Below are 16,238 nucleotides of genomic sequence, written 5' to 3'. Positions count from 1 at the left end.
TTGTTGGGACAGATCGAACCCGGTACTTCTTCAGGCTTTGAAACTGCGGCAACAATTTTGGGCGGCAGCACCGCATTGGGATATATAGTGATCGGACTGTTGGCTTTTGTTCTCGGCGCGTGCGTGACTATTCTGTGTTTTCGCATCCATCAGCTGAACAAAGAGGAGCAGACGGAGAAACAAAAGGAGGACAATGGGGATGGAGCTGATCAGTAACCTTTTTCAATTCGCTGTTACCCTGTTGGGCTTTTGTATGAGTGGTATTCGGTATCTAAAAGGTCGAAAACAGACATATTTCCTGCTGACCTGCTTTTACGGCTGCTTTGCCCTTGGCTCTCTTTACTGGACGCTGTATCTGCTTTTGTTTTCTGAAACGCCGCAGGTCTTTTATGTGTCAGAGTTCGGCTGGATAGCTAGCGTGATTTTCCTTTATCTTCTGCAATACACCCTTTCCTCTGCAGAGGAAAGAGACTTTTCGACACGGAAATCTCTGATAGCTCCTCTGATCGGCGTTCCGCTTTGTGTATTTTACTGTACTTTTGGGCATGTTCTCTCCAATCTGCTCTGGTGTGGCATGATGATCGTTGTTTCTTATCATTCTATCCGGGGTCTTGCTTATGCGCAGATACAGACGGGAACAGCGTGTAAGATGCGGTATTTCCACATTGGGGTACTGTGCTATGTGGCGGTGGAGTATGTCCTTTGGATCTCCGGCTGCCTGTGGCCGGGCTATTCCATTTCCGCTCCCTATTGCTGGCTTGATCTTCTGCTTACAGGCTGCCTGTTTGCATTGCTGCCAGCCACAGGAAAGGCGGTGCAGGTATGACATATATTGAAAACGTATTTCTTTGCATGGCCTCGCCTCTGCTGATCGCCGCTCTGTGTATGGGAAAGCGGCAGAGAAAATTCTTTCTGTTCTGCTTTGCCGGGATGGGTGTCTGTCTGACTTTCCGCATACATCAACACCTTTTTCGCTGCACTTTATAAAGCGGACACCTTTGCAGCTACCACAGAGATCGCCCCGGTGGTGGAGGAAGTGATGAAACTTCTGCCATTGCTCTTTTATCTGCTGATATTTGAGCCGAAAGCGGAGCAGATCAAAAATGCTGCCGTGATCACAGCCCTTTCCTTTGCCACATTTGAGAACGTCTGCTATCTGATCCAAAACGGAGCCGGTCATTTTTCTTTTATTTTCTTCCGGGGTATTGGGACTGGAGCCATGCATGTGATCTGTGGAGCCATTGTCGGCGGTGGCCTTGCATATGTGTGGCAGAGAACATGGCTGGAGATTGCCGGAACCTGTGGTCTGCTGGGAGCAGCAATCACCTTTCACGCAATTTATAATCTTCTGATCGCCTATGGCGGTGCAGCACAGTATATTGCTTATCTGCTGCCTGTACTGATCTGGCAGCGGGAAAACTGATCTTCCGCAGTTCGATACAATAATATAACCTGATTTTTCGCTTTTGGGAGCTGTTTCGGCAGCTCTCAAATTTTTTTGAAAAAATTTGATTTTCAGGTGAGAGTTTTTCGCTTTTTTTGGTACCTATATAAGTGAAAGGACTTTTAAGACTGTTTTTGTGGAAGGAGGTTGGAAGGCATGTACGATACAGAAAAGCGTATCGAATTGGTAAAAAAGCGAATGCATGAATACCACCGCCGCCAGGAGCGGCGCACAGTCTGTCGGCTGTCTGTTCTGTGTACCCTGTTATTCCTGTCTCTTGTGGGAGCAATGGGGATAATGCAAAACAAGCCAATAAACGTTACGGGAATGTACGGCACAATCCTGCTTCATGAGGACGCAGGCGGTTATGTGTTGGTGGCTGTCATTTCCTTTACGGTGGCAGTCGTGATTACCGCATTATGTATCAAATTCAGAAAAAAAGGACAAAAGAGTCAGGATGCAGAAAATCATGTATAAAGAAAGGAAAAGGTGAAAAGTATGAGGAAAAAATTATTAGCCGGGATGCTGGCACTTGCACTGTGTTCTACAAATATGCCCCTTCAGACCATATTTGCGGAGGAATTTACTTCCGGAAATCCAGATGTAGTGTCTGAGGAAGAAACTCCGGAGATTTTTACCAATGAAGAGCAGGAAGCTGTAGGAGAGACAGATGAGGAACTGTCTGTATTCAGTTCAGAAGAGGTTCCTGAATTTAATGATGCCCCCGATGAGGCAATGGCTGCTGCGGAAAATGAACAAGCTGGAGAAATTGATTTAGCTGATAACGATAAGGTTATGAACGGAGTTTATACTATAAGTTCGGCAGGAGATTACAAATTCACATGTAGCCGGGAAACAGGAAATAGAATTGTGGTTGATGGAAAGAAAATTTCAGCGAAAGACAGCATCAACATTTATCTTAATAAAGTAAATATCAATACATCTGCTGGTCCGGCACTGCGAATAAATCTTAATGTTGAAGCTACAGTCACTATCCATTTAACAGGCACAAATAGTCTTATAACAAAGAATAACTATTATGCCGGTTTACAGAAAGATAACAAAGCTCGGCTTATAATAAAAACCAATAATTCAGATGCTACTGCAGGAATCTTAAATGCTCGTAGTATCGATGGGGATAGCGCCGGAATTGGTGGCGGCTTTTACGGCTCCGTCTCTTGCAGTAATATTATTATTGATAGTTGTTCTGTAATTGCTAGTTCTAAGTATGGTGCTGGAATTGGTGGCAGCAAGCAACGCGCTGGCAGTGTCAGTGATATTATCATTAATAGTAGTTCTGTAACTGCTAGTTCTACGGATGGTGCCGGAATTGGTGGCGGCGGTTACGGCGCTAGCAGTGTCAGTGGTATTACCATTAATAGTAGTTCTGTAACTGCTAGTTCTACGAATGGTGCCGGAATTGGTGGCGGCGGTTACGGCGCTGACAGTGTCAGTGATATTACCATTAATAGTAGTTCTGTAACTGCTAGTTCTACGAATGGTGCCGGAATTGGTTCTGCCGGTGGCACCTGCAGCAACATTGGCATTAGTGGTGGATCCGTAAAGGCATATTCTGATCGTATGCCAGGCATTAATTGTACCCCCCATAATGGCAACTCAACAAATGTTTATTGTTGTATTATTAAAAATGAATATTTTTTACCAGTAACGATAGATAGTGAATCCTGGAAGCCAAGTTATCATATTTTTCCTGATTCTACAAAAGACGGTAATCTGTACGTCTGGTTAACTGAAAAAGAAAATAATGACGCTTATGATGTAACTGTTGGAACCGAAAAAAGGCAGTATTCTTTCGATCAGGCAAAAAACCAATTTGTACGTATCCAAACAACTCCTACCGCTGACCAATTTGATTATACGCAGCCCAATTTTACATATACTAAAGATACCCATGTTGATATTAGTAAATATATTAAATGGAAAGATGATGTCACCGGTCATGGTAAAATTACTAAAGTAACGTATTTTAAAAAAGGAGATAAAACTCCACTCGCAGACAGCCCCACAGATGCAGGTACTTATACTTTTAAGATTGATGTGAATGAAGGTGACTACTACAATTCAGTCGATAGTATATCTGCACCAGAATGGGAATTTGTCATTTCAAAAGCACAAGCACCTTCAAGCAAGCCAACCGATACCGATCCTACAATATATGTTTCATGGTTATGTAAGAAAGTCGAAGATGTTAAAGGCCTTTTTAATGATGAATGGAAATGGAGCGATTCCGATATTTCTAAAAAATTACCTGTAGGAGAAGAAGTTTCCGCTACAGCAGTTTATAATGGTACAGATGCTGACAATTATGTAAATACATCTGTTGTATTTAAAATCACCAGAAAAGCATGTACACACCCACATACCGCAGAACGTTACTACTCCTCTCCATCCTGTACTTCCAGCGGATATAGCGGAGATACCTACTGCACAGACTGTAATGAAACACTTTCCTATGGTTATACCATTTCTGCATACGGCCATGACTATGACAACGGCGTTATCACTACAGAACCAACTACAGAAACTGATGGAATCATAACTTACACCTGTAAACGATGCAAACATCAGGATACAAAAAATCTCGGAAAGCTTGGTGACGGGGAACCTTACATTGAGGGAAGTTTCCAGAAGAAAAGCTGGGATACTGTTAATGATCTGATCAAGACATCCAAAGAAAAAGATACCATCTCCATTATCATGAATGGTGCCAGGACACTTCCTGCTTCCGTTTTATCCGGGATAAAAGGAAAAGATATTTCCCTGAATCTTGATATGGAGAATGGTTTCATCTGGAAGATCAACGGTACTTCCATTACAGCAGAAACACCTGCGGATATAGATCTTTCTGTTACAAACACAGCAGAACATATCCCGGCAGCGTTATACAGCCTGATCTCCACAAACCAGAATGATTTCGGTTTCCATCTTGGAAGAAGCGGAGCTTTCGATTTCCCGGCGGTACTTTCTGTAAAGGCAGATGTTTCCTGTGCAGGACTTATGGCAAATCTGTTCTGGTATGATGTTGAGAATGGGGTTCTGCAGTGCATCCAGTCCGTAACTGTAGGCGGTGCATTTGAGCGCAGTATTCCATATGCTGAATTTATCCTTTCCAAAGGACAGGATTATTTCATAGCATTTGGTACAGAATCTCTCAATGGCAGAGTCATTCACACAGACGGAAGTATCACAGATGAAAACGGTGCATACCTGCGACCTGCTGACGCAAAGATTTCCAGCCATTCCATTGACAGAAACAAGCTTACTGTCAAACTTTCCAAAGGATGTGCAGGTGCTCAGGGTTATGACTTCGTGATCAGCAAGAAATCAAATATGCTCCAGACAGGAAAGTTCAGCAAAAAAGTTTCCTCAACTGGCAAGCCACAGGCATCTTTCAGATATCTGGCAAAGGGTACCTGGTATGTAGCGGCCCGAAGCTGGGTTCTGGATGAACAGGGCAATAAGGTCTATGGTTCCTGGACAAAGATCAAGAAGATCAAGATCACTGTTGTTACACCACAACAGCCAAAGATCAAGAATATCACTGTAAAAGGAAACACTGTGACTGTTACTTACACAAAATGCAAAAATGCCACAGGTTATGAAATCCTGCTCGGAAACAAATACAAAACCTCCGCAGGTGAGAAATATCCGGTTAAGAAATATCTGAAACGTACAGAAGGCAAAAACACCGTAACTGTAACCTTTACAAACGTAAAGAAAGGCACCTGGTATGTGACCATACGGGCATGGAACCAAACCTCCAAAGACAAATCCAGAGCTTACAGTCCATACTCCACAATGAAGAAATTCAAGACAAAGAAATAGCTTCTGTTTCTTACAAATATTTCTACTGTAAAGATTGTTCTGATTCTGTTTTCTGCAAAAGAAATAAGAAATATTGAGATATTAGGAAATCATAGGATTATAATATTTAACATCAAAAACAGGATTGAGTTTATTCTGCTCAATCCTGTTTTTGCCATATTCCCTTTTTCTTTAAAGTTTATTATATGAATCCGCAGGAATAAAAAAGCTGATTTCTATTTGCAGTAATTCACTTGCCTGCTATAACAGGGAGTCTTATTGCCTTGTGATAGACGAGCTGGATTCTGGTATTTATGAGTATTTACTGGGAGAATGCCTGGAAGTTATGCAGGATAAAGCTAAGGGACAATTGATTTTTACATCACATAACTTACGCCCATTGGAGATCCTTGAAAACGATTCTTTGCTTTATACGACTGTGAACCCCGAGAATTGCTATATAAAATCTAGTTATATTAAAAATACGCAAAATACCCGGTTATCTTATTTGCGGACGATCAAGCTTGGCGGGCAAAAAGAAAAACTCTACAATGAAACAAATATATATGAGATGGAGCTTGCTATGAGGCGGGCAAGAAGGCAGTACTGACCAATGGATTTATAAAAAAATCGCAGAAGACACCAAAGGCAGAAAAAGAACTGGCAAAGAAGTATAAAGCAGATTATGAACGGAACAAGAAATCCCAGCCTGAGTATAGTGAAAAAACTTGCACAGGGATTAGGGATGCAATTAAAGCTGGAATTTGTTCTGATGCCAACCAAAAATAAAATGTAAAGAGTATGAGAAAATAGGAACCGCAGGAATTCATATTATATAATAGGTACGTATATCAGTAACTATGAATATTTGACAGGTGTATCATCATTATTATCTGCAGAGACCTGACATTGGGATACCCCATGTCAAAATAGGCATAATCTCAAAAAAACAATGGAAAGTTGCCGATTTTTACAAAAGAAAGCTTGACAGTAACATCGGAAACTGTATAATAATATTAACAGAACCCACCACGCCTCTGATTTTTCATGCGCAACCCGGTGGGACTTTTTCATTTATGGGGTGTTTTATGTATCAATATCCAAAACAAATATTAACAATAGAACAACAAGTGCAATCTTATGTAGATGCAGGAATGGAGATTACATCTTATGAAGATGTAGAGAAGGTATTAAAGACAATTGGGTTTTATCGTTTGAGAGGCTACTCGTTTCATTTATATGATAATACTACAAAGAAGTATGTTGCGGGAACAAAGTTTAAAGATATTATAAAATTGTATCAATTTGATCAGGAATTATCTGCTTTGATTTTTTCAATGATTTCTAAGATTGAGGTTGCTTTGAGAGTGCGATTGGTGGAATCATTACTTGTGCACGGAGAACCACTTGTTTTGCAAGATTCATCAATTTTCAAAGAGAAAAAACGATATTGGCAGAATATGTCTACTGTAGCATCAGAAATTGCTCGATCTAATGATGTGTTTATAAAACATAATTTTGATAATCATGATGGAGAGGTGCCTGTATGGGCAGCTGTTGAAGTTCTTTCATTTGGTACGCTATCGAAGATAATTAAGAATTTGAAAACAGGCACTGGAAGTTCATATTCTATCTTGGCGTTAAACTACCAGTATAAATCAAAAAAAGGAAATTTGGTAAAACCATCACAGAAAATGCTTGCTTCATGGATACAGAGCGTTTCAGTATTGCGCAATATGTGTGCTCATAATTCCAGAATTTATAATCGCACAATACATACGACACCGGAAATTCTGGATGTAGATAAGGTTGTGCCATCGCCAGCACATAATGGTTTGTATCAAATCTTACTGGCGATGAAGTATCTGCGCTCATCCGATGAGGAGTGGGTGACATTTGTAGCTGCTTTCGATAAGCTGATTCAAAATAATATTGATGTAGTCAGTCTTACAGCAATGAATCTTCCGGCGGATTGGAAGGCACACTTAAGTGTATAAATGCAGCAGGAAGGCATAAAATAGTAAAGCAGACCTACCCAAGCTTTTTTGCTCAAACCGGTTAGGCCTTCGGCGGAGTGTTACGATAAGCACTTCGCCATTTTTTATGATTGGAAACAAACCGAATTTTAAGAGGGTATCATTACATTACCTCTCTATATGGTAGCATTTTTCGATATTTAACCGAATCAAGTAAGTCCCCCTGCTTCAATTGCAAAAAGCAACAAGCAGTGGGTAGGCTATTCCATTTCCGCTCCCTATTGCTGGTTTGATCTTCCGCAGTTCGATACAATAATATAACCTGTTTTTTTCTCTTTTGGGAGCTGTTTCGGCAGCTCTCAAATTTTTTTTGAAAAATTTGATTTTCGGGTGAGAGTTTTTCGCTTTTTTTGTACCTATATAAGTGAAAGACTTTTAACACTGTTTTTGGGGAAGGAGGTTGGAGGCATGTACGATACAGAAAAGAGTATCGAATTGGTAAAAAAGCGAATGCATGAATACCACTGCCGCCAGGAGCGGCGCATAGTCTGCCGTCTGTCCGTTCTGTGTGCCCTGTGCTGTTCCTGTCCCTTGTGGGGGCAATGGGGATCATGCAAAGCCGGCCAATAAACGCCACGGGAATGTACGGCACAATTCTGCTGCATGAGGGCGCAGGCGGCTATGTGTTGGTGGCTGTCATTTCCTTTACTGTGGCAGTTGTGATTACCGCATTATGTATCAAATTCAGAAAAAGAGAACAAAAGAGTCAAGACGCAGAAGATCATGTATAAAGAAAGGAGAGGTGAACGTATGAAGAAAAAGTTATTAGCCGGGATTCTGGCGCTTGCACTGTGTTCCACCAATATGCCCCCCCAGACCATATTTGCGGGGGAATTTACTTCAGGAAATCCGGATGTAGTGTCTGAGGAAGATACTCCAGAGATTTTTACCAATGAGGAGCAGGAAGCAGCAGGAGAGACAAATGAGGACTTGTTTGTATTCAGTTCGGAGGAGGCTCCTGAATTTAACGATACCCCCGATGAGGCAATGGCTGCTACGGAAAATGCACAAAATGGAGTAATTGATTTAACTGAGGATGCTAATGTTACGGACGGAGTTTATACCATAAATATAGCAGAAGATTACAAATTCACATGCAAGAAAAGTCCGGAAACGTCAAATAGAATTGTGGTTGATGGAACGAATACTTCAGAGCAAGACAACATCAACATTTATCTTGATAACGTAAATATCAAAACATCTGCTGGTTCGGCACTGCAAATAAATAATAATGTTAAAGCTACAGTTACTATCTATTTAACAGGCATAAATAACCTTACAACAACTAATCAAAGCTCTGCTGGTTTACAGAAAGATAACGAAGCTCAGCTTATAATAACCAATGCTTCAGACACTACTACAGGAATCTTAAAAGCTAGTAGTGATGGGAGTGGGTATGGTGCCGGAATTGGTAGCGGCAATTACGGATCTTGCAAGAATATTACCATTAATAGTGGTTTTGTAGATGCTAAATCTAAGTTTGGTGCTGGAATCGGTAGCGGCCATCAGGGATCTTGCGATAATATTACCATTAAAAGTGGTTCCGTAAATGCTAAATCTATGAATGGTGCCGGAATTGGTGGCGGCCATCACGGATCTTGCAATAATATTACCATTAATAGTGGTTCCGTAAATGCTAAATCTATGCATGGTGCCGGAATTGGTAGCGGCAATTACGGATCTTGCAATAATATTACTATTAAAAGTGGTTCTGTAACTGCTAGTTCCACGAGTGGTGCCGGAATTGGTGGCGGCCTTTACGGATCTTGCAATAATATTACCATTAGTGGCGGTTCTGTAAATGCACAAGTTGGTTGCACTCCTCACCAGAATTTGGATAGCTCTGGTAGCTACGACCCTAAAAGCCCTGAAGTGTATCTCTGCGTTATTCCTAATACAAAAACTAAATCAGTAGCTATAGATAATAAAGTCTGGGAACCATCTAATCATAAAGCGGTTGAATCTACGAATACAAATCTATATGCATGGCTAACCGGAGAAGATCATCTTATAACTGTTGAAAAAGAGACTAAAAGTTATATCTTTAATTCAAATTCAGGGACATTTAGTGAAGGTAAACGTGATGTTACCAGTGATATTTTTGAATTTAACGGTTCTGAGTTTACTTATGATGGAAACACACACTCTCCTAACATCACTACGAAGAACAACATTAAAGGTGTAGGAAACTTCACTGTAAAATATTTCAAGGAAGATAATTTGCAAGCCGAGATAAACGAGCCTAAAGATGTTGGTACTTATATTGTAAAGATTACTGCTGTAGAAGAGGGCGATTTTTACAATGCATATTCTGGTTATTTAACAAACGACAATTGGAAATTTGCTATTAATCTTACCCCTACAATTACTACATATAAAGATGAGTATGATGGAAATCCTCATCCAGTTATCAGTATTGAAGAAAGTACAATTCCACCAAATAGTATTATTGAATACAGTGTTGATAATGGACAAACATGGTATATTTTGAATTCTAACGATAATATTCCTACTGTAAGTACGGTAAGGGAAGCAGAAAATACTAAAATTTTTATACGGATATCCAATTTCAATTCCAATTCCAATGATGATACCTGGACTTCACAAGAATATCAAGCAATCATCAAGCGAGCAACCTCAACACCAAATTTTCCATCAATAGACACAATCTCCGTTCCATGGTCCTGTAAGAAAGTAAAAGATATTGATCCTAATTCTCTTCCTCAAAACTGGAATTGGCAGGCAAACGATGCAAATAATGATTTACAGGTTGGAAATAATTCTGCTACCGCAATTTACAATGGCAGTGATAAGGGAAATTACGAAAAAGAAACTTTCACTTACACAATCATCAGAAAGGAATGTGAACACAAAAATACCGTGGGATGCTACTACTCCTCTCCATCCTGTACTTCCAACGGTTACAGCGGAGATACCTATTGTAACGACTGCGAGAGAACCATCTATTACGGCTCCACGATTTCCGCATACGGCCATGACTATGATAACGGTGTTATCACTACAGAACCAACTGCCGAAACCGACGGAATCATAACTTACACCTGTAAACGATGCAAACATCAGGATACAAAAAACCTCGGAAAACTTGGTGACGGGGAACCTTATATTGAGGGAAGTTTCCAGAAGAAAGGCTGGGATGCTGTCAACGGTCTGATCAAGACTTCCAAAGAAAAAGATACCATTTCCATTACCCTGAATGGTGCCAAGGTACTTCCTGCCACTGTTTTATCCGAAATAAAAGGCAAAGATATTTCCCTGAATCTCGATATGGAGAATGGTTTCATCTGGAAGATCAACGGTACTTCCATTACAGCAGAAACACCTGCGGATATAGATCTTTCTGTTACAAATACAGAAGAATATATTCCGGCAGCATTATACAGCCTGATATCCACAAATCAGAATGATTTCGGTTTCCATCTCGGAAGAAACGGAGCTTTCGATTTCCCGGCTGTGCTTTCTGTAAAGGCAGATGCTTCCTGTGCAGGACTTATGGCAAATCTGTTCTGGTATGATGCTGAGAATGGGGTTCTGCAGTGCATCCAGACTGTAACTGTAGGCGGTGCATTTGAGCGCAGTATTCCATATGCTGACTTTGCCCTTTCCAAAGGACAGGATTATTTCATAGCATTTGGTACAGAATCTCTCAATGGAAGAGTTATTCACACAGACGGAAGTATCACAGATGAAAACGGCGCATACCTGCGACCTGCCAACACAAAGATTTCCAGCCATTCCATTGACAGAAACAAGCTTACTGTCAAACTTTCCAAAGGATGTGCAGGTGCTCAGGGTTATGACTTCGTGATCAGTAAGAAATCAAATATGCTCCAGACCGGGAAATTCAGCCAGACCGTTTCCTCAACCGGCAAGCCACAGGCATCTTTCAGATATCTGGCAAAAGGTACCTGGTATGTGGCAGCCCGAAGCTGGGTTCTGGATGCACAGGGCAATAAGGTCTATGGTTCCTGGACAAAGGTTAAGAAGATCAAGATCACTGTTGTCACACCGCAGCAGCCAAAGATCAGGAATATCACTGTAAAAGGAAACACTGTGACTGTTACTTACACAAAATGCAAAAATGCCACAGGTTATGAAATCCTGCTGGGAAACAAATACAAAACCTCCGCAGGTGAAAAATATCCGGTTAAGAAATATCTGAAACGTACAGAAGGCAAAAATACCGTAACTGTAACCTTTACAAACGTAAAGAAGGGTACCTGGTATGTGACCATACGGGCATGGAACCAAACATCCAAAGACAAATCCAGAGTTTACAGTCCATACTCCACAATGAAGAAATTTAAGACAAAGAAATAGCTTCTGTTTCTTACAGATATTTCTACTGTAAAGATAATGCCAAACAGCCTTGTAGGCAAATGAAACAGTTGACAGCTGAAAAAACCAATGATAAGATAAATGCACTCAAATTATAACAGAACAGGCTTACAGTCAGAAAAGGATCAGAATTTCGGTTCTGATTATTTTTTGTGTTTTATTCCGTTGACAAGGGAAAGTTCGCACTTGAAAAAGAATAAAAACTGGGTTATAATACGAACAAATGTTTGCAATGCAAAAAATCATTCCCGGATTTACAGTAAGCAATCCGGTTGATAGAAAGAAAGGAAATGTAACAGACATGGCAAAGAAAAACACCTATGATGCAGGGAGCATCTCTGTCCTGGAAGGTCTGGAGGCGGTTCGTAAGCGTCCGGGAATGTACATCGGAAGTGTTTCACGAAAAGGATTAAATCATCTCATTTATGAGATCGTAGATAACGCAGTAGATGAACATCTGGCAGGATACTGCAGTCTGATCCATGTGATTCTGGAGAAGGATGGTTCCTGTACGGTTACGGATAATGGAAGAGGGATTCCGGTAGATATGCATGAGAAAGGAGTGTCGGCAGAGAGACTGGTATTTACAACTCTTCATGCAGGCGGTAAATTTGATAATTCTGCCTATAAGACCAGCGGAGGACTTCATGGAGTAGGTTCTTCGGTTGTGAATGCCCTGTCTACATATCTGGACATTAAGATCAGTCGTGACGGATATGTGCATCATGATCACTATGAACGGGGAATTCCGACCATTGAACTTGAGGAAGGGCTGCTGCCGAAGCTGGGTAAGACCAGACAGACCGGAACAAGTATCAATTTCCTCCCTGACCCGGAGATTTTTGAAAAGACAAGATTTTCTGCAACAGAAGTAAAGAGCAGACTTCATGAGACTGCATATCTGAATCCGGAACTGACTATTCGCTTTGAGGATAAAAGAGGTGCAGAGGTCGAGGATATTACCTATCATGAGCCGGATGGTATCATTGGATTTATCAAAGATCTGAACCACAGCGCGGAAGTCCTGCATGATCCGGTTTACCTGAAAGGGGAAGCAGACGGCATTCAGGTAGAGGTGGCATTTCAGTTTACCAATGAATTTCGTGAGAATGTACTGGGCTTCTGTAATAACATTTACAATGCAGAGGGCGGTACTCATCTGACTGGATTTAAGACTACATTTACCACAGTCATGAATACTTATGCGAGAGAGATTGGCGTTCTTAAAGACAAGGATCCGAACTTCACAGGTGCAGATATCCGTAACGGAATGACAGCAGTTGTTTCCATCAAGCATCCGGAACCGCGTTTCGAGGGACAGACCAAGACAAAGCTGGATAATCAGGATGCATCACGCGCAACCGGAAAGGTTGTAGGAGAGCAGATGGTACTCTATTTTGACAGAAATCTGGAGACTCTTAAGACAATCCTTTCCTGCGCGGAGAAAGCTGCCAAAATCCGCAAGACAGAGGAGAGAGCCAAGACCAATCTTCTGACAAAGCAGAAATATTCCTTTGACTCTAACGGAAAACTGGCAAACTGTGAGAAAAAGGATCCGTCCCAGTGTGAGATCTTTATCGTAGAGGGAGATTCTGCGGGAGGTTCTGCAAAGACTGCCCGCAACCGTAATTACCAGGCAATCCTTCCTATCAGAGGTAAGATCCTGAATGTGGAGAAGGCTACTATTGACAAGGTGCTTGCCAATGCGGAAATCAAGACCATGATCAATGCATTCGGATGTGGATTCTCCGAAGGATACGGAAATGACTTTGATATTACGAAGCTTCGTTACGACAAGATTGTGATCATGGCTGATGCCGATGTGGATGGGGCGCATATTTCCACACTGCTCCTGACTTTATTCTACCGTTTTATGCCGGATCTGATCACTGAGGGACATGTGTATATTGCCATGCCGCCATTATATAAAGTCATGCCTAAGAAGGGGCAGGAGGAATACCTGTACGATGATAAGGCACTGGAGAGATACAGACGTGCCCATAAGCCGGGAAGCTTTACTCTTCAGAGATATAAAGGTCTGGGCGAGATGGATGCGGAGCAACTCTGGGAGACGACTCTGAATCCGGAAACTAGAATGATGAAGCGGGTGGAGATTGAAGATGCGAGACTTGCATCAAGCGTGACAGAGATTCTGATGGGAAGCGATGTTCCGCCGAGAAAGAAATTTATCTATGAGCATGCACAGGATGCAGAGCTGGACATCTGATTTCGCCGGAGTGTTATGTGGAAATTAAGACAGATACATGGATATGTGTCTGAGATGGAGGAAAGAAATTAAATGGAAACAAAACAGGAGAATGTGATTCCCACCGACTATGCGGAGGTCATGCAGAAATCCTATATAGATTATGCCATGAGTGTTATTATCTCCAGAGCCCTGCCGGATGTGCGTGACGGATTGAAGCCTGTACAGAGAAGAACCCTGTATGATATGTATGAACTGGGTATCCGTTATGACAGACCATACAGAAAATGTGCCCGTATCGTAGGTGATACCATGGGTAAATATCACCCCCATGGTGACAGTTCGATCTACGAAGCACTTGTGGTAATGGCTCAGGATTTTAAGAAAGGCAAAACACTGGTCGACGGACATGGAAACTTCGGTTCCATCGAGGGCGACGGTGCAGCTGCCATGCGATATACAGAAGCCAGACTGGAGAAACTGACACAGGATGTCTTCCTCGAAGATCTGGATAAGAATGTAGTAGATTTTATGCCGAACTTTGACGAGACAGAGAAGGAACCTGTGGTACTTCCTGTCAGAATCCCGAATCTGCTTGTAAACGGAGCAGACGGCATTGCAGTCGGCATGGCAACCAGTATTCCGCCTCACAATCTGGGAGAGGTTGTAGATGCGGTAAAGGCATATATGAAGAATAACGACATCAGTGTCAAAGGGCTGATGCGCTATCTCAAGGGACCGGACTTTCCGACAGGCGGTCTGGTAGTAAATAAGGATGACCTGCTCAGGATTTATGAGACAGGAACAGGGAAGCTCCGTGTCAGAGGTAAGGTGGAGACAGTGAAGCTCAAAGGCGGCAGACAGCAGCTTGTGATCACGGAGATTCCTTACACAATGATCGGTGCAAATATCGGAAAATTCCTGAATGATATTGCGTCTCTTGTGGAAAACAAGAAGGCAACAGATATCGTGGATATTTCCAACCAGTCTTCCAAAGAGGGAATCCGTATTGTTCTTGACCTGAAGCGTGACGCAGATGTAGAGAATCTTACAAATATGCTCTATAAGAAGACAAAGCTGGAAGATACTTTTGGCGTGAATATGCTGGCAGTTGCGGATGGCAGACCGGAGACTCTGAGTCTGAAGCAGGTGATCGAGCATCACGTAGATTTCGTATTCGATGTCACGACCAGAAAGTACACCACACTTCTGAATAAAGAGCAGGAGAAGAAAGAAATCCAGGAAGGTCTGATCAAGGCATGTGATGTGATCGACCTGATCATCGAGATCCTGCGAGGAAGCAAGAACAGAGAACAGGTAAAGAAATGCCTGGTTGACGGTGTGACAGAAGGAATCAGGTTCAAGGGTAAATCAAGCGAGAAAGCTGCACAGAAACTGCACTTCTCAGAGAAACAGGCAGCTGCGATCCTGGATATGCGTCTGTACAAGCTGATCGGTCTGGAAATCGAGGCACTTCAGGCAGATTATGCAGAAACAATGAAGAACATTGCCATTTATGAAGATATCCTGAATAATTATGATTCCATGGCAGAAGTGATCATGAAAGAACTGGATCAGATCAAGAAAGAATACGGTACGAAACGCCGCACAGTGATCGAGAATGCAGAAGAAGTTGTCTATGAGGAAAAGAAGATGGAAGAAATGGAAGTCACATTCCTTATGGATCGCTTCGGATATATGCGGACCATTGATAAGTCTGCATATGAGAGAAATAAAGAAGCTGCCAATGCAGAGAACAAATATGTGTTTAACTGTATGAATACAGATAAGATCTGTATCTTTACAGATAATGGAAAGATGCACAGTATCAAGGTGGCAGATATTCCGCTGGTTCGTTTCAGGGATAAGGGGACACCGGCAGATAATCTGAGCAATTATGACAGTGCACAGGAACGTATGCTCTATGTAGCACCACTGGCATCTGTAAAAGAAAATACACTTCTGTTTGTCACTGCTGCATCCATGTGCAAGCTGGTGAGTGGTGCAGAGTTTGATGTGGCGAAGAGAACGATCGTGTCTACGAAACTTGCTGAAGAGGATTCTCTGATTTTTGTGGGTTCTGCGGATGAAATGGAACAGGTGGTATTCCAGAGTGAAGGCGGATATTTCTTAAGATTTCAGAAACAGGATATTTCTGCTATGAAGAAAACATCTATCGGGGTGCGTGGAATGAAACTGGCAGAAGGAGATAAGCTGGATCATGCATATCTTCTGGAAAGCCGCCAGGAATATACCATTACTTATCATGATAAACCCTATGTTCTCAACAGGATAAAACTGTCCAAACGGGACAGTAAAGGAACAAAACCACGTATATAAAACCAACAAATCCGCTAAAATCAAGGTT

General features: G+C 41.8%; 11 protein-coding genes and 1 pseudogene. All 12 read left to right on the top strand.

The window, feature by feature from the left end:
- A pseudogene (locus AC075L_RS15005) lies at positions 1-216 on the top strand (DUF4179 domain-containing protein); the annotation flags it as partial.
- Complete coding sequence (locus AC075L_RS15000) at positions 200-826, top strand: histidine kinase (RefSeq protein WP_476387864.1); 627 nt, start codon at positions 200-202, stop codon at positions 824-826. The pseudogene AC075L_RS15005 and the gene AC075L_RS15000, both read left to right, overlap by 17 nt.
- A 132-nt stretch (positions 827-958) precedes the next feature.
- Positions 959-1,423, top strand: coding sequence for a PrsW family glutamic-type intramembrane protease (locus tag AC075L_RS14995; RefSeq protein WP_476387866.1), 465 nt, complete (start codon positions 959-961; stop codon positions 1,421-1,423).
- 177 nt (positions 1,424-1,600) lie between these two features.
- Positions 1,601-1,921, top strand: coding sequence for a hypothetical protein (locus tag AC075L_RS14990; RefSeq protein WP_020993672.1), 321 nt, complete (start codon positions 1,601-1,603; stop codon positions 1,919-1,921).
- 21 nt (positions 1,922-1,942) lie between these two features.
- Positions 1,943-5,290, top strand: a complete 3,348-nt coding sequence (locus AC075L_RS14985) for a hypothetical protein (protein WP_020993673.1) — start codon at positions 1,943-1,945, stop codon at positions 5,288-5,290.
- Between the two features lie 265 nt (positions 5,291-5,555).
- The gene (locus AC075L_RS14980) at positions 5,556-5,879 is read left to right on the top strand and encodes a hypothetical protein (RefSeq protein ID WP_020993674.1); all 324 of its coding nucleotides are present in this window, start codon (positions 5,556-5,558) and stop codon (positions 5,877-5,879) included.
- 75 nt (positions 5,880-5,954) lie between these two features.
- Positions 5,955-6,065, top strand: coding sequence for a hypothetical protein (locus tag AC075L_RS14975; RefSeq protein ID WP_243101548.1), 111 nt, complete (start codon positions 5,955-5,957; stop codon positions 6,063-6,065).
- A 292-nt stretch (positions 6,066-6,357) separates the two neighbouring features.
- On the top strand, positions 6,358-7,266 hold the full coding sequence (locus AC075L_RS14970) for an Abi family protein (protein WP_008707599.1): 909 nt from the start codon (positions 6,358-6,360) through the stop codon (positions 7,264-7,266).
- Positions 7,267-7,856: 590 nt separating this feature from the next.
- Positions 7,857-8,036 (top strand): hypothetical protein, encoded by a 180-nt coding sequence (locus tag AC075L_RS14965; protein WP_226839776.1) that lies wholly within the window; start codon positions 7,857-7,859, stop codon positions 8,034-8,036.
- Between the two features lie 19 nt (positions 8,037-8,055).
- A complete protein-coding gene (locus AC075L_RS14960) occupies positions 8,056-11,646 on the top strand; it encodes a hypothetical protein (protein ID WP_020993676.1) in 3,591 nt (1,196 codons plus the stop codon).
- A gap of 319 nt (positions 11,647-11,965) precedes the next feature.
- Complete coding sequence (locus tag AC075L_RS14955; protein ID WP_044952445.1) at positions 11,966-13,891, top strand: DNA gyrase/topoisomerase IV subunit B; 1,926 nt, start codon at positions 11,966-11,968, stop codon at positions 13,889-13,891.
- Between the two features lie 72 nt (positions 13,892-13,963).
- Complete coding sequence (locus AC075L_RS14950) at positions 13,964-16,210, top strand: DNA gyrase/topoisomerase IV subunit A (protein ID WP_008707595.1); 2,247 nt, start codon at positions 13,964-13,966, stop codon at positions 16,208-16,210.
- Positions 16,211-16,238: the final 28 nt, after the last annotated feature.

It is taken from the genome of Blautia sp. ZXY-1-B12, assembly GCF_056339915.1.
This window is presented reverse-complemented; position numbering and strand designations above follow the sequence as displayed.